Genomic DNA, 23,428 nt, shown 5'->3' on the forward strand with positions numbered 1-23,428 from the left:
TTAAATTAGGATGATTTTAACGACGCCTTAATTAATGCCTCCAAGGTAATATTGTCTCCCATTTTCTTTAAAATGGTCTGTATATTTTTTTCGGCCGTAGCCTTTGGAAAACCTAATGTAATCAATGCTTGCAACGCTTCCTCTTTGATTTTATTGTTGGTATGCAGAAAGCCGGATGACCCCTGACTTGGTTCCAACAAATGGTCTTTTTTAATTTTATCCTTTAGTTCAAGGACAATTCTTTGAGCGGTTTTGGCACCTACTCCTTTGACGGACTGTATGGTATTGTGGTCTTCATAGAGGATGGCATTTTCCAATTCGCCGGCATTGAGTGATGACAGGATCATTAGGCCTGTATTGGGACCCACTCCGCTGATACCTATCAAAAGCAGAAACAACTTCCTTTCGTTCTCATCATGAAAGCCGTAAAGGGTATGTGCATCCTCCTTGATATGAAGAAAAGTGAGGAGCATGATATGCTCCTCATCTTTGATTTTAGAATATGTGGTAAGGGAAATTTTGACTTGGTAACCGATTCCATGAATATCTACTATGACAAAAGTAGGGTCTTTATGGACCAACTTACCCTTCAAATATGCGATCATAATTTAAGCTTGGGTTTGTGCATCAACGACTGCGATAGCCACCATATTGACAATTTCACGGATGGAACTACCAAGTTGTAATATATGCACAGGTTTGTTCATTCCCAAGAGAATAGGACCGATAGCTTCCGAATTTCCGATTTCGGACAATAATTTATAGGCAATGTTTCCAGCGCTCAGATCAGGGAAAATCAGGGTGTTTACTTTTTTGTTTACCAAAGCACTGAAAGGATAACTTTCCTTCTGTATTTCTTCATTTATGGCGACATTTGCCTGCATTTCTCCTTCTATCACCAGCTCAGGGAATTTAGCTTTGGCTTTGGCCGTGGCCAATTCCATTTTGGAAGGGATGTCTCCTTTGGCACTTCCGAAGTTGGAATAGGAGAGGACTGCAATGGTGGGCTCTATGTCAAAAAACTTAACCCCATTGGCGGTAAGTTCTATGATCTCAACCAATTGATCGGCAGTTGGGTTGACGTTGACAGTAGTATCAGAGAAGAAGTAAGGTCCTTTGTCCGTATTCATGATGTACATACCAGCAACTCTATTCACACCCTCTTTGACACCGATGACATGAAGGGAAGGTAGAATGGTCTTGGGGTAATCTTTGGTCAGCCCTGAGATAAGCGCGTCTGCCTCACCCAATTCGACCATCATGGCACCAAAATAATTCCGGTCCCGCATGAGTTTTTCTCCTTCTTGTGGTGTTACACCTTTTCTTTGACGTTCCTTGTAAAGGATTTCCCCAAACTGTTTTACTTTTTCCTTTTCTACAAATGGGTCTATGATGTTGATTTCCGGTAGGTCAAGGGAATTTTCAGCTACCAGTTTCAGGATTTTTTCCCTGTTGCCAAGCAAGATAGGGATGGCAATCTTCTCGTCTTGAATGATCTGCGCTGCTTTGAGTATTTTGATGTTGTCTGCCTCAGCAAATACCACTCTTTTAGGGTTTTTCTTCGCCCTGGAAATGACGCGGGACATAAGCCTTTGATCAATGCCAATTCTTTCCTGTAGCTCGAGTTCATAAGCTTCCCAATCCATGATCGGATGCTTGGCTACGCCAGATTCCATTGCTGCCTTGGCTACGGCAGGGGCAATGGTGGTAATCAAACGGGGATCAAGAGGTTTGGGAATTAAATAGAACCTACCGAAACCCAGTTTATCATCTCCATAGGCTTTATTGACAATTTCCGGAACGGGTTCTTTGGCCAATTTGGCTATGGCTTCAGCGGCGGCCAGTTTCATGGATTCATTGATTGAAGTGGCTCTGACATCCAAAGCCCCTCGGAAAATATAAGGAAAACCAAGAACATTGTTGACTTGGTTGGGATGGTCGGAGCGCCCGGTAGCCATGATGATGTCCTTTCTTGCAGCCATGGCCAGTTCGTAAGAAATTTCCGGATCAGGATTGGCCAAGGCAAAAACAATGGGATTTGGAGCCATTAGCCTCAATTGATCCTGAGTAACTACATTCGCTGCGGAAAGTCCCAAAAACACATCTGCTCCAGTCAAGGCATCAGTAAGTGTGCGGCATTCTCCGGAAGTGGCAAATTCCCTCTTTAAATCATCTAGAATTTCGCGGTCGGCCCTAATAGCACCTTCTTTGTCACACATGACGATGTTTTCTTTCCTAACCCCTAATGACAAGTAAAATCTTGTACAAGCCAAAGCGGAAGCACCTGCTCCATTGACGACCAATTTTATATCCTGAGGTCTTTTTCCTACAATTTCCAAGGCATTCAACAGGGCTGCACCAGAAATGATGGCTGTTCCATGCTGATCGTCGTGCATGACCGGAATATCCATCTCCCTTTTCAGCGTCTGCTCGATGATAAAGCATTCAGGGGCTTTGATGTCCTCGAGGTTGATCCCACCAAAAGTGGGTTCCAATGATTTGATGATTTGTATCAGCTTGTCCGGATCTTTTTCATTGATTTCGATATCAAACACATCGATTCCGGCGAATTTTTTAAAAAGGACTCCTTTTCCCTCCATGACTGGTTTCGAAGCCTCAGGACCGATATCTCCTAGGCCCAATACTGCGGTCCCGTTAGAAATCACAGCCACCAAATTGGCTTTCGCAGTATATTTGTAAACATTTTCTTTATCTGCATAGATCTCCATGCAAGGTTCGGCTACTCCCGGGGAATAGGCCAAGGCAAGGTCAAGCTGACTTGATAAAGGTTTGGTGGGAATTACCTCGATTTTTCCCGGTGATCCTTGGGAATGGTAATTCAAGGCATCTTCTTTTCTGATTTTAATCGCCATAGTTTAGGTTAAATGTTAATCTTTTCAGCTCGCTACATCCAAATCTGGGGTGATATCAGTAGCAAGTAAAATGGTTTCAATTTCTCTTAATGATTCTCGATGGGACTCATTGGGGTAATATACAAAGCCATCCAAGAAATAAAGTTTGCCGGCTTCCGAATCAATGACCACATAGGAAATAAAAGATCCCCCCATACTCAAAGAGTTGGTTCTCCATGAGCCCCTCATTTCGACGGCAAATTTACCATCAATATTGAAATTATTGAATACTGGAGGGATTTGATTTTCTATGACAATAAAAGAATCGGGTCGGCCGGGGTCCCCAAAAATGTGTTTTTTTGTGATGGAATTGCGTAAACTAATGATGGATTCAGGAAAAACCTGCTCTTCGGAATTGTAATCTGTCATGTAGACAAAGATGCTTAAGTCAGGTTTTTGGGAAGAAGGAGTGGGTTGTCTCAGCCACATGAAGTCATCATCTTCCTTTGCCAGTTGATAGGAAGCAGGTATGAGGAGCTCAATGCCAAATTTTTCTCTTGCCATAACCCTTGCTGCGCTGTTTTTTCTATTGAGGATGACTTTGGAAAGTCTCTCCCGCTCTCTGACTTGAAAGAGATTCTGAATTTTACTTTTATTCTTTTCCAGATTGGCAATCAATTCTTCTTCGGTGTTGCCAAACAGATAAACCACTTCCTGGCCTCGCGCAAACTCGTCCTCACTCCGTAACATGTAGAGGCTTTGATCATTTCTGGCTTTTTCTTTGGCATCTGCACTGAATTGTGCATTGATGTTCTGGCTACCTGGTTTTTTGTCGTCAAATGTAGTGACAAATACAATGTTGGTCGCCATGCGAAGAATCCGTGTCATGGCCCTTGGGTCTACCCGGCGAATACTAAAGATAGACTCATCACGGATAATTCCTTTGACATCATCCTGAAATATATCTTTTAAAGTCTCACCTACCGGACCATTCCATTTTGCGGAATCAATGGCAAGAACAATTTCACCAATGGCACCTCTCGCTTTAGGTTTTGTGGATGAGGCGGATTCTCCGTTCTCCTCTTCGCAGGAAACCAGAAAGAAAGAAAACAAAAGAAGAAATAGAAAGGGGAGATTTTGCTTTTTTATTGACATGATATGGATGGTTTTGAAACTGACAATTTAGGCAATATTAGGAAAACTTTTTGAATTTTGATTAAAAAATTAGTTTATCCTATAATCAGTTTTTGCCCAGGTTTTATCCGGTTATCGTTCAGATTGTTCAGTTTTTTGATTTGATCGATTGTTACACCACTTAGTTTTCGGCTGATCAGCCAAAGAGAATCTCCAGGCTGAACGGTGTATATTTTTTGACTGTTTTCCACTGCCGCTGTTTCACTGGACGCGGTAGAAGGCTGTTCATTAGAGGCGAGACTGTTTGAGTGAGTTGCAGCCCTTTGGTCGGTGTAAATGACCAAAGTCTGACCTACTTTGATCATATTGGAACTTAGGTCATTCCATGCCATCAGGTTATTGACTGTGGTGCCATGCTTTCTGGCAATAGTTCCCAAAACATCCCCACTTTGCACACGATAGGTGATTTTGTTGGATTGGCTACTTTTGGGAAATTCTTTGATAGGTTCTGGTGCTTTGATCTCATCTTTTGCCAGTAGGGGTTTGGCTATGGTGATGTTCAAGGAATCAGTGATCCAGTCCATATTTTCAGTTAAAAAAGCCGCTTTTTTCAGTGGAACCCGAAGAGCATATTGTTGGTGAGAGACTGGAATTTTTCTGTTGATAATTGCAGGGTTGAGGTACTCAAGGTCTTCGATGCACATGCCTGAAATCTCCGCTAGACGTTCAAGATCTACTTCCTGATCAAATCTTATTCTCTCATGGCGAATCGGAAAAGTGGCCTCTTCCAATATGAGGTTATGTTCATCTGCATATCGAAACACATACATCATGGCCTGAAATTGTGGCACGTAACTTCTGGTTTCCCTAGGCAGGTAATCATATATTTCCCAGAAAGTCTTCTTTCCGCCAGACCTTCTGATAGCCTTGCGAACATTCCCGGGGCCACAGTTGTATGCTGCCATAGCCAATTCCCAATCTCCAAACATACGATAAAGGGACTTTAGGTATTTGACGGCAGCTTCAGTAGACAATTCAGGGTCCATCCGGTAATCCATCTCTTTGGTGACATGAAGATTATATACCTTTCCGGTAGCAGGCATAAACTGCCACAAACCCATGGCGCCTACCCTTGAACGGGCGGATGGATTGAGTCCTGACTCAATGATGGCCAAAAACTTTAGATCATCCGGCACTTCATGTTTTGCCAGATTTTCTTCAAATATGGGAAAATAGGTGTCTTTTCTGGCCAAAACCATTTTAGAATAAGAACGGTTTCTGACCACAAAATAATTGATAAAGGCAAAAATCCGTTCATTGAGCTCAAAACTCATGTCGGAATCCATTTGCTTCACCCTGGCTTCGACCTCAGCATAAGTGAAATCCGGAATATATTCAAAATCATAAATTGGAATCAAAGTTTCCAATTCATTCTCCCAACTGACAAAATCCGCCAAATCCTGACTTAAAACCGTTCCTGTCAAACCCATAAAGGCAAGAGACAAGAAAAAATTTTTGATTCGCAGTGGGGTTTTCATTTGGGGTTTAATTTACGTGTTTGGTAATGTAATCAGCAAAGGCATACAGTTCTGCCTCTTTAAACGAATTGGCCATGATCTGAAGACCGATGGGTAATCCGTCTTTGTCTGTGCCGTTTGGGACAGAAATAGCAGGAACTCCTGATACAGAGGCCTGAACCGTGAATAAATCCTCCAGGTACATGGCTACGGGATCATTGGAATGCTCTCCAAACTTAAACGCTGTACTTGGTGTCGTTGGCATAATGATGTAATCATATTTGTCCAACAAATCCTCCGTAAATTCCTTGATCAGGCGCCTTACTTTTTGGGCTTTGGTAAAATAAGCATCATAATAACTCGCACTCAATACAAAAGTCCCCAGCATGATCCTTCTCTTTACTTCTTCTCCGAATCCCTCAGATCGGGTCAGCTTATACATGCTTTCCAAATTGTGGGCATTGGGGGTTCTGTACCCGTATTTGACCCCGTCAAACCTTGATAGGTTGGAACTTGCCTCAGCAGTGGTCAATATGTAGTAAGTGGGAAGCACATAATCCAATAGTGGGAAGCTTACCTGTTCCACTTCATGGCCTTCATTTTTTAGTTTTTGAAGAATATCCATGGTGTGCTTTTTGATCTCGGGTTGCAAAGCCTCCGAATCCAATGTTTCTTTGAGATAGGCGATTTTAACAGGCTTGCCAAAATGAAGCAATTCAGAGTAATTGGGAACCGGCTTTCTGGATACAGTGCTGTCAAATTCGTCGGGACCTGCGATAACCTCCATGACGAGGGCATTGTCTTTGACATTGGTAGAAAAAATACCAATGGTATCAAATGAAGAGGCATAGGCAATCAAACCATACCGGGAAACTCTGGAATAAGTGGGCTTTACCCCAACCAATCCGGTGAAAGCAGCCGGTTGCCTTACAGAACCGCCGGTATCGGTACCCAAAGAAACGGTACATAAGTTAGCCTGAACGGCTACAGCAGACCCCCCTGATGAACCACCGGGAACCCGGGTTTCGTCGATGGCGTTCAGTACTTTTCCGTGGGCGGAATTCTCGTTGGAGGAACCCATACCGAATTCATCACAGTTAAGGCGGCCTATGATAATCGCATCCTCATCCACCAGCTTTTGAACTGCAGTAGCAGAAAATTGAGATTCAAAACCTGACAATATTTTACTGGAAGCGTTGGCCCCATGTCCTTCGTAACAAAGCACATCTTTAATGGCAACCACCATCCCGGCAAGTTTACCGGCACTTCCTGAATGTAATTTTTGGTCTATGCGCTCAGCTTGTTGTTTGGCGGAAAGCTCATAAACTTCGACGAAGGCGTTGAGATGCGCCTTCGTCTGTATGTTTTGGAGATAATATTCGACTATCGCTTGACAGTTCGTTTCCTTATTTTCAAGCGATTTCTTGATGTCGTCAAATGATCGGTACTTTGTCAATTTCTGAATTTTTAGTCTTTTTTCTTCTTTTCTTTCATACCCTCTTCCAAATCTTCCTGAATTTCTTTGGTAGCATCTCTAAACTCTCTGATGCCTCTTCCCAATCCTCTCGCCAATTCAGGGATTCTTTTTGCGCCAAATAGGAGAATGATCACCAATATGATCAATATCACTGATGGGCCTCCTATATTTCCGATGAATCCTAATGTAGTCATGATGCCTTGATTTTGGTTTTGATTTTGTTACAAAGATATAACTGTGCTATTCTAACACAAAAGAATAATTTACAGTTCTACTTCTTTTTTATAAAGATACATATTTTAATCGATTATTTGGTAGCAAGCCAGATGGAAGGATCCATTACTTGAAGCCCTTTCCAAGTCTGGAAATGCACTTCTGCCAGACCTTCTTTGTCAGTGTAGACTGTGCCGATTTTGTCGGTTGCCTTGATGGATTGACCGTTTTTCACAGAAATGGTTTTCAGCTTGCTATACATGGTATAATATTCCCCATGCTTGATGATGATGGTACCTCCGTATCCTGGCATGGAAGTTATTTTGGTCACCACTCCGTCAAAAACCGCCCTCACTTCCGAGTTGGGATTGGTCTGTATGTCCACACCGTCATTATCCACTGTGATGCCTTTCAAAGTGGGGTGGGGGTGGCTTCCATATCGCTTGGAAATAAATCCATTGGTCACTGGCCAAGGGATTCTGCCTTTGTTACCGGCAAAAGAATTGGACAGGGCTGCAGCTTCCGGTGTCATGGGCATGGAGCTTCCTGTAGTCTTGGTCGCTTTACTTCCCTCTTTTTTGGCAGAAGCTTCTGCTAGTCGGATTTCCTCTTCTATGACCATGGTGATCATTTTGTTCAGCTGCTCTTGTTGTTTTTTGGCTGCTGCTATTTGCTTTTTGAGGTCTTCTTCTTTCTGACTAAGCGTTTTGACGATATCCTGTTGTTGCTTTTTCAGTACATCCAACTCTTTCTTCTGCGCCTGTTCCTGATTGAGAGCCAGTTGTTTTTCTACTTTTTTGTCTTCCAGCCGAATTCTTTGCAGGGCAAGGTCTTCGTTTACTTTTTCAATTTGATCGACCTGTTTTTTTCTGGCCTCACTGTATTGGCGCAGGTATTTCAGGCGCATATAAAACTGCTTGAAATTGGCAGAACTGAATACAAAAGTCATGATATTCACTCCACTGTTTAATTTGGCAGAGGTATAGATCATTTTAGAATATTCTTCTTTTAGATTTTTGAGGTCATTTTCCAGAGATTTGACCATTTTTTCAGTTTCACTGATTTCCTGGTTGATCAACCTGACCTCTCTGTTAAGGGTATTGATGAAACTCACCCTCGTCTCCAGCTTTTTGTTGACTGCGTTAAGTTCACCAAGTGTATTTTTTTTCTTACTCGCGGTTTGTTTGAGTATTTTATCAAATTCCACAAGGCGCTTCTGTATTTCCGCTTTTTCTTTTTCCAACTGTGCCCTGGATTTTTTGGTCTGGGAAAAAGCGTCCACACTTCCCAACAATAGTAATCCGGTAATGAGGAGGGTAAAAAAGAGAAAAGAAGTATGCTGCCTCATGTGCTAATAATTATAGGGAAAAGTCAGCGGTTCGGTTAAAGATTCGACCCGGTTCATTTCCACATTCAGTGTGGTAGATTTGGGACCTTCAGGCATCTCCAAGAGCACCCGGATCAGCAACTTGTTGGGAAAAGGCTGCTCATCCACTTCACCAAACTGAGGATATTGCGCGGTTAATCGCCCTTTTAATTTACTGGAAGCACTTTCGAGTGAAGTGGACTTCCCATGTGTGGTACTGATCACAGTTTCATAATTCACATTGTCTCTCACTTGACTTAATTCAAAAGTTTTCCCAATCCGGACCAGCCTGTCACGAAAACTGAATTCATTGGGAATATTAGCAAAAAGGATGTTTTGAAACAAGTCCAAAGAGAGGTTTACGCCATATTGATCGCTGAATTCCTGAAAGGTCATGTCAAGGCTTTCTCCGTTGAGTCGATCTTTGATTTTGATGTGATCTTGGGTGATGATTCCTCGGGCAGCTTCTATACCAAGTCCAGGTGTGATACTGAACCAAATGATGCTGTCTTTTTTGGCCCTCATGTTCAGGCTGCCACGGGTGGTTTTGCCGTTTGGCTCTTCTAGGACAATTCTCGCCCTGGCATTTAGGTATTGAAACTTAAAGTAATTGGGCTGGAATTCCTCCATCACCTCATCGGACGTGTAAAGTATTGGTTTTTTGGCACAAGCGGACAATCCGATTACCATGATGAGGAAAACGGAAACTAGCCGATATTTATTCATAATACCTCTTGTCTTTGATTTTTTGATCCAAAAATTCTGTGGTGTCATCCCCTCCTTTTGCCTTTTGCCAGTAAGATAATGCGCCCTTGGGATCTCCCAATCGATAGAGGATATCGCCGTAATGCTCCAACATGACACCACTGGGCTCTGCTTCATTCTCTAAGGCCAGTTTCATGTATTTTTCGGCTTCCTGATATTCTTCCAATTGAAAAAGCACCCATGCATGGGTATCCAAATAGGTGGCATTGGTCGGGAATCTCTTGACCAGTTTTTCAGACATCGACTTTGCTTTGTCAAGATCTTTTTTCTCCAGGGAAAGAAAATACGCATAGTTGTTTAAGACATGTTCTTGATTGGGGTTTTTGGCCAATACCTTTTCATAATAGTCAAAAGCCTTATCCTTTTTATCCAATTGATGATATGTGTCTCCCAGCTGTCCCCAAACCAAAAGATCCAGTTGTTGGTTTTTGCCGGCATTGATTTCTTCACTTTTTTCAAGGGAAACAGCAGCCTCTTGGTGATTCTTTTGGGCCAATTTGGCCGTTCCGTCAAAAAACCAAAACTCTGGTTTTTCAGGAAATTCTTCCACCGCCATGACGGTATATTTTTCTATTTCTCCAAAATCCTCCCCTCTTTCAAACATGACCGTAATCACATTTTGCAGGATGTTTTCATTGGCTGGATTAAGAGAGAGGGACTCTTTGTAATAGGTGAGACCTTCTTCTATTTTACCATTTTGAAATGCCCTATTTCCCAATATCCCCGTTACATCAGGATCATTGGGGTTATGTAGGAGCATCAGTTTGGTCAGTTCATCCAGCATTTCTTCTCTTGCAGAAGATTTAAATTCAGCCATGATTTCCTCAAAGACCTTGGCCTTCACTTCACCTTCCAAATCGGGATGAGCAAAAGCCTCCAACAAGTAGACATTTGCTTCCTCCATTTGGTCTTTTTGTTTCAAAAGAGTATAAGCTGCAAGCTTTACATCAGGTTGATTGGGATAGGTTTCCAGATTTTTTTTCACCAAGCCAATGGCCTCATCGATGCGGTTGTTGTTGAAAAGGATCTCGACCAAGGCCAGTAAGTACCGGGAATTGCCCGGGTTGGACTCTATCAGCGTTTCTCCTTCTTTGATCGCACTCTCCAAATCATTGTTTCTTAAATGAATTCTTTGTTTTTGAAAAGTCAGCTGTTCCGCTACACCAAAAAAATCCTCCGCTTCATTCAAAGCAATGAGGGCATTGTCAAAATCCTGTGCAGTAAGGTAAAGGGAGGCCAAATCCAAAATATACTGCTGATTGTCCTCAGAGTTATCCATCAGGGACCGCAGAATCTCAGCGGATTTGGCAGGCTGATTCTGATTTGAATAAACCTCAGCCATCAATAGGTGGTAATATTTGTTTTCCGGATCTGCTTCTAAGGCACGTTGGCCATAATCCAAAGCCTCCTGGTTCTTGTTGGCCCTGACCAGGATTTCGGCTATTTTAAAATTGATGGCACCCTCTTCCGGACTCAGTTCGCGGGCTTTCTGGAAATAGAAATAAGCTTTCTCAAACTCCTCCAACATCAGGTATTTTTGCCCTTCCACAAATAGCCGACTGGTCTGGGCTTGGGTGTGCTGTGCCTTTAGCTCTTTTCTTTTTGGTTTATTCTGGGCAAGGGCCATAGGATGCATACCAGCCATAAATCCGACAGTCAAGAAAAGAATGGAAAATATTTTTACAAATTTTATTGTCATAGGTGGACTAGGTACAGTTAGACCATGGGTCTGCTCCAATGTCAAACGATGCATTAAAGCTTCTGGTATTTTCATTAAATGCTTAATTCCAAGGACTAATCCCTCGGTATCGAACGGAAATGGGGTAGGTAGGTTTACTTTCAAATCGCCAATCAGAAGATTGGTCACAAACTTAATGCCTTTTTGGAAAAGGCGTGGTATATAGCAACGAATTTCGAATTAGATCAGCTTTTTCCGGTACTTCCATATCCCCCGGCACCTCTTTCAGTAGATGAAAGGGTAGCGCTTTCTTCCCACTGGATCTGCTCGTGCTTGGCCACCACCATCTGGGCGATCCGCTCCCCGTCATTTACAACGAAAGTTTCATTGGATAAATTCACGAGCAAAACCTTGATTTCTCCCCGGTAATCTGCATCAATTGTCCCAGGAGAATTAAGGACGGTAAGGCCATGCTTGTATGCCAGCCCACTTCTTGGTCTGATCTGTGCCTCAAAACCTGCGGGCAATTCCATAAAAAGTCCGGTACCGACGAGTTTCCTTTCCAGCGGTTTCAGATGGACGGGAGCCTCTAAGTCAGCCCTAAGGTCCAATCCAGCGGAAAGGGAGGTCTGATACTCGGGAAGCGTATGCTTGGAAGCATTGATTACTTTTACAATCATGAGGAATGTTTGATTTTTTGGATGATCAAAGATAATTCCTTTTTTTCCAAAAAGGTAACGGTCATCAGGAAAGCCAACACCAATAAGTTGTGGATGGCAAAATTAAGGTATGGGTTGCCCAGGTCAAGGTAGAAGCCGGTGTAGCTCAAGGCAAATCCTAGCACAAGGTAGAAGATGTTCCGCGTGGTTTGATAGGGAATGGGGAAATACTTTTGTCCATAATAATAGCAAATTACACACATGGTCAAGTAAGTGGCCAAGGTACTTAGCGAACCCCCAATGTATCCCAATCTGGGCACAAGAAGTAAAATTACCAAAATGGTAACCACGGCCCCGGCTAAGGTGATGTAAAAACTATACTTGGTCTGATCGGTCAGTTTAAACCAAATGCTCAGATTGAAATAAACTCCGAGCAACAGGTAACCCATCAACAGCATGGGCACGATATGCAGTCCGTCCATATAACCCTCATTTCTTAAAAAGAGCGGGCCGATGATGTCAAGGTTGACCGAAACAAGGATCATCAATGTGGTACAGAAGATGATGAACCAATGCATCACCTTTGCAAACAACTCAGGGCTGTTTTTTTCGGTGCTTTGGTTGAAGAAAAATGGTTCTGCAGCATACTTGAAAGCCTGAATGATCAGACTCATGATGATGGCCAACCTGAAATTGGCACCAAAAACCCCTGCTGCTTCCCTAGAATTGAGACCGGGATAGAAACCTTCCGGTAGGATGTACTCAAACAGCATTCGGGAAAACACATCGTTGGTCACCCCTGCCAATCCCATAAAAAGCAAGGGGATGGCATAGCGCCACATCGGTTTTAAAATGTCTTTTTCCAGGGTGATTTTGAATTTCCCTGTTAGGAAAAACAAGATCGGAACTATGCTTGCATTAGCGAGCAGGTTGGCCAAAAGGATGTAGTCTACCCCCCATTCAGGCCGGTAGAAGGAGGAAATGAAAGGCTTCCACGCGACCAACAGGTCTCCGTTGACCACATGGAAACAAAAGACAATAAAGAAAATATTGAAACCTACATTTAGCAGGATGTTGAGCAGTTTGGTCATGGCAAACTGCAGGGCTTTGTTTTCTGCCCGCAGCTTGGCATAGGGAATCGCCAAGACGGCATCAATGGTCAGGATCAGTGCTGTCCACTTAAACAGGTAGGCCTTGCCAGGATAATCCAGCCAAATGCTGAATGCGTTGGCATTGAGGTACAGAAGGGCACCCAAGGTCAGGGAGCTGATCAAAATGAGACTTTGGGCATTAGAAAACACCCTTTTTGGGTCCAGGTTTTTTCCGGTAGAAAAACGGAAATAGGCCGTTTCCATGCCAAAGGTAAAGATCACATTGAAGAATGCAATTAGGGCATAAATGCTGGTAAAAGAGCCAAGGTCCTCTTTGAGCAGGTAAGCGGTGTAAATGGGAAGCAGAAAAAAATTGATGGTTCGGCCAAGGATGCTACTGATTCCATAGATGGCCGTTTGGCCGGCGAGTTGCTTCAGTTGACCCATGGCTTTAAAAAGCAAAAAGGGGACTTACTCCCCTTTAAAATTAGGTTTTCTTTTTTCCAGGAATGCTGTGGTTCCTTCTTGGTAGTCATCTGATTTGACACATCTGGCAAAGCCGTTGGCCTCAATTTGGTAGCCGTTTTCACTCGGTATAAATACTGCATTGACACAGTCAATGATCATCCCAATTGCAAGTGGCGCCTTGCTCATGATGGTATGAAGGATCTGTTCCGCCTTGGCAATGGCTCCTTGTTTGTCAGGCGCCACATGGTTGACAAGGCCCAGGGTTTTTGCTTCCTCAGCACCGATCATTTCTCCAGTCATCAGGAATTCATTGGCTTTTCCCCTGCCGATCAGGTAGGTAAGGCGCTGCGTGCCCCCATAGCCAGGGATGATGCCCAGGTTGACCTCAGGCTGTCCAAATTTGGCATTGGCGGACGCGATCCTCATATGGCAGGCCATAGCCAGTTCACACCCTCCGCCTAAGGCAAAGCCATTCACCACCGCGATGACCGGTTTGTGGCAGGATTCGATCAGGTTGAATATTTCCTGGCCGTTTTCAGCAAATTTCCTGGCGTTGAGCTCATTGAGTTCCGCTATTTCGTTGATATCCGCCCCTGCCACAAAAGCCTTTTCTCCGGCACCCGTGAGGATGACCGACTTGATGGTTTTGTTGTCATTGACTTCGTCAAAAATATTTTTTAGCTCTTCTAATGTTTCAAAATTGAGTGCGTTAAGCTTGGATTCCCGGTTGATGGTGAGGTAGAGGATTCCGTTTTTATTTTCGGAAAGAAGGATTTTTGATTCAGACATGCGAATAAATCAATGTTGAGCTCCAAATATACAAGTACCCCAAACAAACGCAAAGCATTCCCTTCAAAATTCTATGGAATCCAAATTTTGTATAATCCTTGGTCTTTTTTTATCAATGTCTTGATCTTTCACTGTTCAGGGAATTAATGCAGGTTTTCCCCCTGCTTCTGCTTATTTTTTGTATTTTTGCCATCTGAAAAAACCAAATAAATTACAGCATATATGTCTTCCAAAAGAAAAATCACTGTAGCCTATGGGGATGGGATAGGCCCCGAAATCATGAAAGCCACCCTTGCCATTCTTGAAGCTGCTGGTGCACAGATAGAACCCGAGGTCATCGAGATAGGGGAACAGGTGTACCTGAAAGGGATCAGTTCCGGGATGGAGCCAAGCGCTTTTGAATCCCTCAAGAGAACCAAGGTTTTTTTAAAATCCCCCATCACCACCCCGCAAGGTGGCGGCTTCAAAAGCCTGAATGTTACCACGAGGACTTCTTTTGGATTGTTTGCCAACGTCAGGCCCTGCAAGGCTTTCTCTCCCTACATCAAAACACACTACCCCAAAACAGACCTGGTCATTGTCAGGGAAAATGAGGAAGACCTTTACGCAGGAATAGAGCACAGACAGACCCAGGAAGTGGTGCAAAGCCTGAAGCTGATTTCCAGACCAGGCTCGGAAAAAATTATCCGGTATGCTTTTGAGTATGCCAAAAGATATGGACGTAAGAAAGTCACCTGCATGACCAAGGACAATATCATGAAGTTGGCAGACGGCCTATTTCATAAGACTTTTGATGAAATCGCCAAGGAGTATCCTGAGATCCAAAATGACCATAAGATCATCGATATTGGTTCGGCACTGATTGCAGAAAGACCGGAGATCTTTGATGTGATTGTGACGCTGAACCTGTATGGGGACATTATTTCCGACATAGCGGCGCAGGTGACCGGTTCGGTGGGACTGGGGGGTTCTGCCAATGTGGGTGAAGAAGTGGCCATGTTTGAAGCCATCCATGGTTCTGCTCCAGATATCGCAGGCATGGATATGGCCAATCCTTCCGGCCTGCTCAATGGCGCCATCATGATGCTGGTCCATATCGGACAGCCTGAGGTGGCCGAAAAAGTATCCAATGCCTGGATGAAGACTTTGGAAGACGGATTGCATACAGGAGACATTTACCAAGAAGCCCTTTCGGCAAAGCGGGTAGGGACTCAGGAATTTGCCCAAGCAGTAATCGAACGGCTGGGTCAAAAACCCACCAATATGGTCGCAGCCAAATTTGATTCCTCCGCTGCCAAACCTATGGAGATCAAAATGAACCCTCCCAAAAAGGTGAAAAAAGTGCTGATTGGGGTGGACGTGTTTCTGGATTGGGATCAGGACGACAGAGATCCCAATGTGCTGGGAGAAAAGCTAAGGGCTGCCGATGCCGATGGACTGAAACTGCAGCTGATCACCAACAGAGGTGTCAAGGTGTTTCCTGGTGGCATGCGGGAAACCTTCTGTACAGACCATTGGAGGTGCCGGTTTCAGACCTCCGGTATGGACGAGATCAGCCATTCCCAGATTCTGGAGCTGCTTAAGCAGATAGCAGGACTGGGTTTTGATTTTATCAAAACCGAAAACCTGTATTCCTTTGATGGGATCAGGGCATATAGCCTTGCGCAGGGAGAGTAATGAGATAAGATACTAGCTTCGAAATAGACAGCATAAGTGATAAGCCGGGCAGGGATGTCCGGTTTTTTTATGGGGAAAATAAAAATGAATTGGTTCTCCTACTCGGTTAGTAAGGCCAAGGAAAAGAGAGCGAATTTGGACCAGACATCATGTAAAAGCTAAAATGAATGGGGAATGGTTGGGATGTTCAGACAAAGAGGTGGCTGATACTACTAAAATTTACTATTTGCAGACAAAGAATATTCTGATTTTGCCCATTTAGATAGAACAGAAGTTGAAGTTGCATACATTATTTCAAAATATACTATATTGTATGCCATTAAAACCCAACCATGAGAAAAATAGCCCTTTTTCTTTTTCTAATCGCAGTTTTCGCCTGCGAAGAGTATGGTCACCCTAAGGACATAAGATTGGTCCGAACAGAATTCCAAAGAGACAACGGTCCGGTCTTTCACACCGAATACGGATATGACGGGGTGGGGCGTATCACAAGCATTACGGAATACCAGGATGGTGAGGCACCTGAGGTCAAGGTAACCATTACCTATGAGGGCAATGATGTCATTCTGTTTAGCCAACTGGTTTATGACAACATCTACATCGAAACCATACGGGTGGTATTGAAACTTGATGGGCGTGGGCTTACACAGAAAAGAATTGAATACGCCAACAGAGTAAATTCTGATACATTTCGACCTAGAGAAGTATTTATCTATGATACCTTGGTTTTTGAATATGATGGTATGGGGTTATTGACTAAAACAACTGGAAGCCGCTATGACTCTACCAGTCTGATGAATCCTTCTGCCACTAGGGTGAGACAGGTAACCTATACTACCAACTTCGGGGTGGAATCCGGTAACCTCAGCACCTCGGATGAATTGGTAGTTTACAAAGTCGTTGCCAAAGAAGGTGACAATACCCATGTTTCAGGCGGCAGTTCAGAAAGGCGCAAGGTATACAGTTATGCCAAAGCCTACCCCAACAAAACAGACTTTAGCAATGCAGCCATTTTGAACGAATATAAGCAGGGTCATGAGCCCTATTTAAACATCTACTACAAGAACATGTCTGAACAATTTTTTCGAAGCACAATAGACAGAGATCTCAATGACGAAGTGTTTTTCAGCATTGAAGGGACAACTGTGACAGAAAGAGTGTATGATGCCAGAGGTTTGTTGTCGATAGTGAGGATACCTGCAAATGTACAATACACTGAATTCAGGTATTTTTATCGGTAGGCTACGGATTTGGTTTTAGTGATGGGGATCCCAAGTATTGGCCTATTGATTATCTGAAATTCCTCCAAATGTCCTACTTAATATTCACCAAATCTAAGTAATTAAGCTTATCTTTAGTATATGGACAAAATGTCCAGAGGGTTTTGGACAAACTACCTTCCTTTTAATTTTTCGAAATAGGGTGTGGAATGTTCTGGATTTAGCGAATTAAGGATTTTAGTGGGTTACAAATGAAGTCAAGCGATAAAATCGAGAAGCCCGAAAAAATTTCCCAGGTAGTTGTAATCGGAACATCTGCTGGAGGGCTGAGTGCGTTAAAGGTGCTTATCGGTCAAATCCCAGAAGATTTTCCCCTGCCGATATTGGTAGTCCGACACATTTCTCCGGATGCTACGGGTAATGTAGTCCTGGACGGGCTGAATAAGTTGAATACCATCCAATGTCATCATGCAGCAAGTGGAACCAATTTGAGACCTGGAAATTTATACCTCGCGCCATCTGATCATCATTTATTGATCGGCTCAAACCTGAAAATGCAAGTGACCAAAGGCGCCCACGAAAACAGGTCCCGTCCTGCTATTGATCCTTTGTTTCGTTCAGCTGCCGTGGCCTTTGGGCCCGGTGTGATCGGTATATTGCTGACCGGTTATCTCGATGACGGCACTTCAGGAATGAAAGCCATTCAAAAATGTGGTGGAATTTGCATAGTCCAAGATCCAGAAGAGGCCGAATATCCGGATATGCCAAGAAATGCACTAAACAACATCGAGGTAGATTATTGTTTGCCTCTAACAGAAATGGGTGCCTTGCTTACTGAGCTGAGTTCCCGAAAATTACCCAAGCGAAATGCTGTGCCTGAAGAGGTTTTGGTTGAGGCTAAAATTGCCGAACGTGTATTGAGTGATTTGTCTTCTGTAAATGCACTGGGTGACCAGGTTCCTTTTAACTGTCCGGGCTGCGGGGGTGTGTTGTGGAAAGTAGGAAAGGATAGTGACTTACGTTATCGTTGCCATACCGGGCATGCCTATACTGCAGCGTTCCTTTTGGCAGAGCAGACCAATAAGATTGAAGAAACCATGTGGACTGCTCTGCGGATGTTTGAGGAGCATAAAAACCTGCTCACTGAAATGGCACGAAGCAAAAAGGGAGTTGGTTCTCAAACAGCCCTTGAAAGGGCGAAGACGTCTCAGGTTCATATAGATCGTATTAGAGCGATTTTGAATACAAATGAGAATGAAAGTGGGGATGATATGCCAACCTAAAGAAAAATGAAGGATGCCTCATAAAGAAGGGCGGGTTACAGCACTAAAAAAACCCAATTCTCCAAGGACATTCCCTTAGAAAATTGGGTAATTACCATTCGCCAAATCCGAAAACAACTTTCAGATACTCTTCATTATACAATTTTAATCAACACTTTTCGTAGCTGTTTGGTATTAAAATCCGAAACCAATGTACAATTGAGCCACACCGTTCCTTGAATTGTTGGTCAGGGTCTGGCTTAATCCGCCGCTACCAATTTCACGCAATCCATGATTGTACCGTGCACCAATAGTCACATTTCCCAAATCAAAGCCTAATCCGGCAAACAATCCATAATCTATGGTATTGAAATCGTCAGTGCCAAGATCTACAGGTTCGCTCGTGGATAGATCTGAATACTCCAGGTTTTTGACATTTGCCGAAAGCAAATAGGCCACATATGGTCCAGCATGGATATTCACAGGTCCGAGGTTGAATCCCAACGCCAATGGCAATTGAATGTAATTCAGATTGAACCTTACTTCTCCTTCTCTTATTCCCAATAGGCTTTCCACATCACTTCCACCGTAGGATACTTTTGAGCCTACATTGGTATAGAGCAATTCGGGTTGGAAAGCGAGGAAGTCAGAGATTGGTATTTTGGTAAAAATACCAAAATGAACTCCTACCTTCATATTTTCATCATCAACAGTTGGTTGATCGACAAAGAACTGGGAAAAGTTTAGACCACCTTTGATCCCAATCCTTGGTCCAGGATTATCGCTTTGTGCGTATCCTTGTGGGGAAATTGTCAAAAGGAGTAATGCAATTCCTATCCCGGTGATAAAGCTATATTTTTTAAGTTTTTTCATGGTAATGACTTTTCTCTAATATTGGTTTAAAATTTTCAATTGAAAGATAAAAAAATTTAATTATAATAATTATTTATCAAATTTAATAAATTTATTTAGTATGAAATTTCATAAAAAAAATATAAAGTTGCAATTTATACATATTTAGAATTGAGAATTTGTCCAATATTCCACCTAAATTGATGTTAGGAAGTTCCAGCCAAGAACCTTTGTTCAGTGTATCAATTTTTTGATTATGAAATTAGATTTTACAAGTGTTATTAGGCTTTGTCAAATTATTTTATTTTTTGGATGTATGACGAAATAGATGGTAAAAAAAGAGATGACCAATTTGAGAAAAAGATCAATCGACTGGAAAAAAATTTCTTTAAAAAATTTTAAATGTTGAGTTGAAAAGAAGAGTGAATTAATTGATAGTTATAATAGTCTGCTTTTCCCAATTTTTCCATAGCCTGTCAAAATCTTTCGACCTTCTTTTTAATTTTTAATCAACTATTCAATCCATGCTTTCATAAGTGATACACCCATTGTTGTTTTTAGAAGAAAAACTCCAAATTCGCCATAACCACCCAACCACTGGCACCTACATTCGTAGGATAGGCCAAGTAACCCACAGGTGATCTTTCAACCCTGATCAATTCGGGATTTACCCTGAGGACGCGGGTTTGCGAAGGGAAATAATTGAGGCCAAAACCAATCTCCCAAGGATCACCAAATTGTCCGTAAATCTTGGAGCCATGCACGTAGGTTTGCAAAAGCTTTGGTTTGATCATTCCTGAGGCCCTTGCAGTAAAACCGTGGTCAAAGAGACGTTCTACAGGCAAGGGATTTTCCGATTTTAAATTGGAAATCCACCTCAGGTAATATTCCAGATCAAGGGAAAACCCTTTGAGTTTGGCCCCCGTATTGAGTGCAAGCATTTCATATTTTGCTTCTGCTACACCCAGATCTTCACCAAAGGCATTCTGATTGAAAATAATGGTGCCATCAGAAAGTCTGAGTTGGGTGTTTTCAGGCTTGTCAGATCCGGGTTGGGATTGTTTGGTTTCAGTACTGTGCGTGTACGCCGCTCCCCATACTGTCGACAATTCAGGTGTATATTCAAAATCCCCGAAGGGTCCCAGTCTGCCATAATTGCCCGTAGTCCCCCACACAGCTGCCGAGAATGTATCAAAACCATTGTCCAATTGATTGGCGTTGACACCCAATTGACTGAGGTTGTTGCCTATCATTGCCTTGTAATACAACCTGTTCCGGACCAATTCCCCCTGTGCCCAAATCCCCGTGGTAAATGATCCACGGAAAAACTCTTCGGCCATAGGTCGGGCATCATTTCTCAGCCAAAACGGCCACTGTCCTAACATTCCCCTTGTAGAAGGCAAGCCGCCGATGCCAACTCCCATATCCAGCATTTTATGGAATTCGTATTGAAAATTTCCTCCCACTACCACCTGTGCGGGAAGGCCAAGATTCACATTGGCTGTCCAAGTGTAAAACAAGTACCTGAACTTTGGCTTATAGACCCAGCCCTTAAAATAAATCATCACCTTCTGGAACTGAATGTCATTCCTTCTTTTGACACTGAAGTCCCTGTCGAATGAATCAACATAGGTAGAATCAAGCCCACCTTGGTTAAGATACCTCACCACTGAATAAAAACTGATGGATAGGGAGCCCTTTTCCCCGTCATAGACCTGAAATCCCAAGCCAGGGATATGAAAATCAGGATCTCTTTCTACCTGTGGAGGGTTGGTGGGAATCTGGGCCATTGTCACCAAGGAATGGAACAGGAAAAAGCCCAACCAGCAAAATTTGAAACAGCAAAGTTGGCTAGGATTCATGCCAATTGCACTTATTTTCTTGCCGGTTTGGAAAATAAATGGATATTCAAAATTAAGCTTAGGACTTATTTTACATTTTCTTTCTCCCATTTTCGGACTTTTTCTGCGGCCTGGTCAAACAAACGTTCAAAATTTCCTTTCAGCACCTTTTCTCTAACCTCTGGGTTTAATTTTTCCCATAAGGGCTGATAAGATTTATAGACACCCATATACATTGCCTTATCCCTTGGCGCCACTACGTCGGTGCCAAATAGAATCCTATCCGGAAACTTCTCGATCAATTTGGCTGTGGCTTCAATGTTTTCGGGATTTGAAACCACGTATTTAGCCACCTCATCCCAAGAAATGTCAAAATATAGGTTACTGTAATCTGGATTGGAAAGTGTCTCTTCAATCAATTCCAAGTGATTGGGATTTCTTTCCGGCCGCATCACGCCTCTGGTATCTCTGAGGGGGTGCACTACTCTTCCTAACCCTGTATGTGCCCAGATGATGTTGGTATTGGGATGTCTCTTGACCATATCCACCATTTGACGATAGTACACCGCTTCTTTACCGTCCTTCTGAAATGGGATGTCTATGTCGTTGTGGATGATGACCAACAACCCGGTCTCTGCACAGGTTTCCATGATCCTGTCCAAAGCAGGATTGGTCAAGCTAGCCGTTTCCCCTGCAACTTTTGGTGAAACAAACTCCTTGTGAATGGTGAACTCTCCGATTCCTGTAAACACACCTGGAAATGCCACCAAGACCCTTTTGATATGGTCAGCAGCATACATGTCCGCAGGATTAAACCCTGTAATCATGGGATCAAACCTCTTTTTGTCCCTTTCAGAAAGAGACAGGTATTCCAACGCTATGTGGGTATCTGTAAAAGAGTAATAATACAGAGGAGCATCTGATTCCAGATAATAGGTAGGGGCGAAATCTCCTGAGTTGCCATAGGCCCAAGTCTGCTGCAAAGGAATACCAAACAAGGCCACCCTTCCCACATCGTCACCCATCAATTCCAGAAATTTTTTGATACTGGGTCCTTCTTGGATGTAATTGGTCAAGTGGAAATGGGAATCATTGAAGAGATAGGGTTCCTTTTGAGCTATTGCCTGAAAGTTATGATGGTTTAGCAATCCTAATATCAATAAAACATACACTACTTTCATATGAAAATTGTTTATATGCTATGGTAATTTCGATAAGTTGCCATAGGAGTTGAATATTTTCCTACGAACTAATTTGGCATGAATTTCCAATTAAGTGGGTTTCTTTTCTAATCAAAGCTCCGTATTCAGCTTTATGGAAAAAGACTAATTTTTAGGCTGTACATAGAAAGGATTTGATCCCAATTCAGCTACGATGTGTTTGATGGATTCTTGGGCCCTGACACTATTTCCGGCAGCATCCAATCGGGGAGAAATCACTGCTATTCCAAACTGTCCCGGATAGAAAGCAATGATTCCTCCGCCCACACCGCTTTTTCCAGGCAAACCTACATTGTAAATCCATTGTCCGGTATCATCATACAAACCTGCAGTGGCCATTACCGGAATGACATGGGCGACAGTCTGATAGGAGACCACTTTCTTTTTGGTCAGGGGATTGGTACCGCCATTGGCCAAAGTGGCGGCCATGACAGCCAGGTCTTTGGCATTTACAGCAATGGCACATTGCTTGGTATAGATATCAGTGGCCTCAAATGGGTCATAATACATTCTTTCATAGGCGTTCAGCAACATGGCTATGGCTTGGTTTCGCTGATTGGTAGCCGCTTCACTTTCATAAACAGGCTGATCAATGTTCAGTTTTCTACCGGCAAAATCATCAAAGGTAGTTTTGATCAGATTCCATTTTTCCTCGTAAGTATCCCCTTTGACCATACTTGTAGTGGCTATAGCACCAGGATTTACTAAGGGATTGATCTCTTTACCTTTGTTCATCTCTACGGCAATGATGGAATTGAAAACCATCCCAGTGGCATCCACCCCTACTTTTTCCAAAACTTCTTGAGGCCCCGCGTCTTCCACTACCCTGGCCATGGTAAAAACTTTGGAAATCGATTGTATGGAAATCTCAGTATCCAGGTTTCCTTCAGTAAAAATTTTTCCATCGACCGTTACAATAGCCAGTCCGAAAAGTTCTGGATCCACCTTGTCCAATTCCGGAATGTAATTGGCATTGGCGCCTTCTTTGTAATCTTTGAACTTAACAAATGCATTTTTCAGGGCTTTTTTGTATTCATCATCTGTCCAGGATTTCCTCTGGGCAAAACCATCCAAACAAATTGAAAAAACAAAAATTGACAACAAGATCAATTTTAGGATACCAAATGATCGAACTTCTGTTTTCATAACAATTGAATTTAAGGTTTAGAGTCTTTTATATAGATAACAATTTTGTTTTAAAGAGTCAGTGTTAGAGATATAGAATGAACGCGGCTAAGGGTCTTGCTAAATTTAAATAAAATAATGTATTTATATCATTAATTTTATTTTTAACTACTTGTATTTGCGAAATATAAATTTTATATAATATTCTAAAAAATTAAATTT

Annotated in this window: 19 protein-coding genes; 3 read left to right on the forward strand and 16 right to left on the reverse strand. The window is 42.7% G+C overall.

The window, feature by feature from the left end:
- Positions 1 to 5: 5 nt before the first annotated feature.
- From ruvA to H1A14_RS01265, 12 genes are all read right to left on the reverse strand, one after another.
- Positions 6 to 605: a Holliday junction branch migration protein RuvA gene (ruvA, locus tag H1A14_RS01210; protein WP_194774375.1), complete on the reverse strand. Its 600-nt coding sequence runs from the start codon at positions 603 to 605 to the stop codon at positions 6 to 8.
- 3 nt (positions 606 to 608) lie between these two features.
- On the reverse strand, positions 609 to 2,873 hold the full coding sequence (locus H1A14_RS01215) for an NADP-dependent malic enzyme (protein ID WP_194774376.1): 2,265 nt from the start codon (positions 2,871 to 2,873) through the stop codon (positions 609 to 611).
- Between the two features lie 24 nt (positions 2,874 to 2,897).
- Positions 2,898 to 4,007 carry a DUF4837 family protein gene (locus H1A14_RS01220; RefSeq protein ID WP_194774377.1) on the reverse strand — a complete coding sequence of 370 codons (1,110 nt, stop codon included), beginning with the start codon at positions 4,005 to 4,007 and terminating at the stop codon, positions 2,898 to 2,900.
- A 74-nt stretch (positions 4,008 to 4,081) separates the two neighbouring features.
- Complete coding sequence (locus H1A14_RS01225) at positions 4,082 to 5,524, reverse strand: lytic transglycosylase domain-containing protein (protein ID WP_194774378.1); 1,443 nt, start codon at positions 5,522 to 5,524, stop codon at positions 4,082 to 4,084.
- Positions 5,525 to 5,531: 7 nt separating this feature from the next.
- Positions 5,532 to 6,959, reverse strand: coding sequence for an Asp-tRNA(Asn)/Glu-tRNA(Gln) amidotransferase subunit GatA (gene gatA, locus H1A14_RS01230; protein WP_194774379.1), 1,428 nt, complete (start codon positions 6,957 to 6,959; stop codon positions 5,532 to 5,534).
- Positions 6,960 to 6,970: 11 nt separating this feature from the next.
- Positions 6,971 to 7,174 (reverse strand): twin-arginine translocase TatA/TatE family subunit, encoded by a 204-nt coding sequence (gene tatA / locus H1A14_RS01235; protein ID WP_194774380.1) that lies wholly within the window; start codon positions 7,172 to 7,174, stop codon positions 6,971 to 6,973.
- Positions 7,175 to 7,287: 113 nt separating this feature from the next.
- Positions 7,288 to 8,541: a murein hydrolase activator EnvC family protein gene (locus H1A14_RS01240; RefSeq protein ID WP_194774381.1), complete on the reverse strand. Its 1,254-nt coding sequence runs from the start codon at positions 8,539 to 8,541 to the stop codon at positions 7,288 to 7,290.
- 3 nt (positions 8,542 to 8,544) lie between these two features.
- The gene (locus H1A14_RS01245) at positions 8,545 to 9,285 is read right to left on the reverse strand and encodes a DUF4292 domain-containing protein (RefSeq protein WP_194774382.1); all 741 of its coding nucleotides are present in this window, start codon (positions 9,283 to 9,285) and stop codon (positions 8,545 to 8,547) included.
- Positions 9,278 to 11,098 (reverse strand): tetratricopeptide repeat protein, encoded by a 1,821-nt coding sequence (locus H1A14_RS01250; protein ID WP_228527487.1) that lies wholly within the window; start codon positions 11,096 to 11,098, stop codon positions 9,278 to 9,280. Before H1A14_RS01250 ends, H1A14_RS01245 begins: the two co-directional genes overlap by 8 nt.
- A gap of 149 nt (positions 11,099 to 11,247) precedes the next feature.
- Positions 11,248 to 11,682, reverse strand: a complete 435-nt coding sequence (gene dut, locus H1A14_RS01255) for a dUTP diphosphatase (protein WP_194774383.1) — start codon at positions 11,680 to 11,682, stop codon at positions 11,248 to 11,250.
- The gene (locus H1A14_RS01260; protein WP_194774384.1) at positions 11,679 to 13,199 is read right to left on the reverse strand and encodes a polysaccharide biosynthesis C-terminal domain-containing protein; all 1,521 of its coding nucleotides are present in this window, start codon (positions 13,197 to 13,199) and stop codon (positions 11,679 to 11,681) included. Before H1A14_RS01260 ends, dut begins: the two co-directional genes overlap by 4 nt.
- A 24-nt stretch (positions 13,200 to 13,223) precedes the next feature.
- Positions 13,224 to 14,009 (reverse strand): enoyl-CoA hydratase/isomerase family protein, encoded by a 786-nt coding sequence (locus H1A14_RS01265; RefSeq protein WP_194774385.1) that lies wholly within the window; start codon positions 14,007 to 14,009, stop codon positions 13,224 to 13,226.
- 222 nt (positions 14,010 to 14,231) lie between these two features.
- Between H1A14_RS01265 and H1A14_RS01270 the strand changes: the two genes are divergently transcribed.
- The 3 genes from H1A14_RS01270 (at position 14,232) to H1A14_RS01280 (ending at position 18,189) form a co-directional block, all read left to right on the forward strand.
- A complete protein-coding gene (locus H1A14_RS01270; RefSeq protein WP_194774386.1) occupies positions 14,232 to 15,686 on the forward strand; it encodes an NADP-dependent isocitrate dehydrogenase in 1,455 nt (484 codons plus the stop codon).
- Positions 15,687 to 16,018: 332 nt separating this feature from the next.
- Positions 16,019 to 16,927, forward strand: coding sequence for a hypothetical protein (locus H1A14_RS01275; protein ID WP_194774387.1), 909 nt, complete (start codon positions 16,019 to 16,021; stop codon positions 16,925 to 16,927).
- Between the two features lie 230 nt (positions 16,928 to 17,157).
- Positions 17,158 to 18,189, forward strand: coding sequence for a chemotaxis protein CheB (locus H1A14_RS01280; RefSeq protein WP_194774388.1), 1,032 nt, complete (start codon positions 17,158 to 17,160; stop codon positions 18,187 to 18,189).
- Positions 18,190 to 18,363: 174 nt separating this feature from the next.
- On the opposite strand, the gene H1A14_RS01285 is transcribed toward H1A14_RS01280, so the two are convergent.
- The 4 genes from H1A14_RS01285 to glsA form a co-directional block, all read right to left on the reverse strand.
- The gene (locus tag H1A14_RS01285; protein WP_194774389.1) at positions 18,364 to 19,041 is read right to left on the reverse strand and encodes a porin family protein; all 678 of its coding nucleotides are present in this window, start codon (positions 19,039 to 19,041) and stop codon (positions 18,364 to 18,366) included.
- Between the two features lie 536 nt (positions 19,042 to 19,577).
- Positions 19,578 to 20,810 (reverse strand): hypothetical protein, encoded by a 1,233-nt coding sequence (locus H1A14_RS01290; RefSeq protein ID WP_194774390.1) that lies wholly within the window; start codon positions 20,808 to 20,810, stop codon positions 19,578 to 19,580.
- Between the two features lie 137 nt (positions 20,811 to 20,947).
- Positions 20,948 to 22,042, reverse strand: coding sequence for an amidohydrolase family protein (locus H1A14_RS01295; protein ID WP_194774391.1), 1,095 nt, complete (start codon positions 22,040 to 22,042; stop codon positions 20,948 to 20,950).
- A gap of 144 nt (positions 22,043 to 22,186) precedes the next feature.
- Entirely contained in the window at positions 22,187 to 23,227 is a 1,041-nt protein-coding gene (glsA, locus tag H1A14_RS01300) for a glutaminase A (RefSeq protein WP_194774392.1), read from the reverse strand.
- Positions 23,228 to 23,428: the final 201 nt, after the last annotated feature.

This window comes from Pararhodonellum marinum (genome assembly GCF_015354735.1).
GTDB lineage: Bacteria > Bacteroidota > Bacteroidia > Cytophagales > Cyclobacteriaceae > Pararhodonellum > Pararhodonellum marinum.

Excerpts from the sequence above, each read along its gene's own strand:
- ruvA (WP_194774375.1), bottom strand. The coding sequence starts at position 605 with ATGATCGCATATTTGAAGGGTAAGTTGGTCCATAAAGACCCTACTTTT.
- H1A14_RS01215 (WP_194774376.1), bottom strand. The coding sequence starts at position 2,873 with ATGGCGATTAAAATCAGAAAAGAAGATGCCTTGAATTACCATTCCCAA.
- H1A14_RS01220 (WP_194774377.1), bottom strand. The coding sequence starts at position 4,007 with ATGTCAATAAAAAAGCAAAATCTCCCCTTTCTATTTCTTCTTTTGTTT.
- H1A14_RS01225 (WP_194774378.1), bottom strand. The coding sequence starts at position 5,524 with ATGAAAACCCCACTGCGAATCAAAAATTTTTTCTTGTCTCTTGCCTTT.
- tatA (WP_194774380.1), bottom strand. The coding sequence starts at position 7,174 with ATGACTACATTAGGATTCATCGGAAATATAGGAGGCCCATCAGTGATA.
- H1A14_RS01240 (WP_194774381.1), bottom strand. The coding sequence starts at position 8,541 with ATGAGGCAGCATACTTCTTTTCTCTTTTTTACCCTCCTCATTACCGGA.
- H1A14_RS01245 (WP_194774382.1), bottom strand. The coding sequence starts at position 9,285 with ATGAATAAATATCGGCTAGTTTCCGTTTTCCTCATCATGGTAATCGGA.
- H1A14_RS01250 (WP_228527487.1), bottom strand. The coding sequence starts at position 11,098 with ATGAAAATACCAGAAGCTTTAATGCATCGTTTGACATTGGAGCAGACC.
- dut (WP_194774383.1), bottom strand. The coding sequence starts at position 11,682 with ATGATTGTAAAAGTAATCAATGCTTCCAAGCATACGCTTCCCGAGTAT.
- H1A14_RS01260 (WP_194774384.1), bottom strand. The coding sequence starts at position 13,199 with ATGGGTCAACTGAAGCAACTCGCCGGCCAAACGGCCATCTATGGAATC.
- H1A14_RS01265 (WP_194774385.1), bottom strand. The coding sequence starts at position 14,009 with ATGTCTGAATCAAAAATCCTTCTTTCCGAAAATAAAAACGGAATCCTC.
- H1A14_RS01270 (WP_194774386.1), top strand. The coding sequence starts at position 14,232 with ATGTCTTCCAAAAGAAAAATCACTGTAGCCTATGGGGATGGGATAGGC.
- H1A14_RS01275 (WP_194774387.1), top strand. The coding sequence starts at position 16,019 with ATGAGAAAAATAGCCCTTTTTCTTTTTCTAATCGCAGTTTTCGCCTGC.
- H1A14_RS01280 (WP_194774388.1), top strand. The coding sequence starts at position 17,158 with ATGAAGTCAAGCGATAAAATCGAGAAGCCCGAAAAAATTTCCCAGGTA.
- H1A14_RS01285 (WP_194774389.1), bottom strand. The coding sequence starts at position 19,041 with ATGAAAAAACTTAAAAAATATAGCTTTATCACCGGGATAGGAATTGCA.
- H1A14_RS01290 (WP_194774390.1), bottom strand. The coding sequence starts at position 20,810 with ATGGCCCAGATTCCCACCAACCCTCCACAGGTAGAAAGAGATCCTGAT.
- H1A14_RS01295 (WP_194774391.1), bottom strand. The coding sequence starts at position 22,042 with ATGAAAGTAGTGTATGTTTTATTGATATTAGGATTGCTAAACCATCAT.
- glsA (WP_194774392.1), bottom strand. The coding sequence starts at position 23,227 with ATGAAAACAGAAGTTCGATCATTTGGTATCCTAAAATTGATCTTGTTG.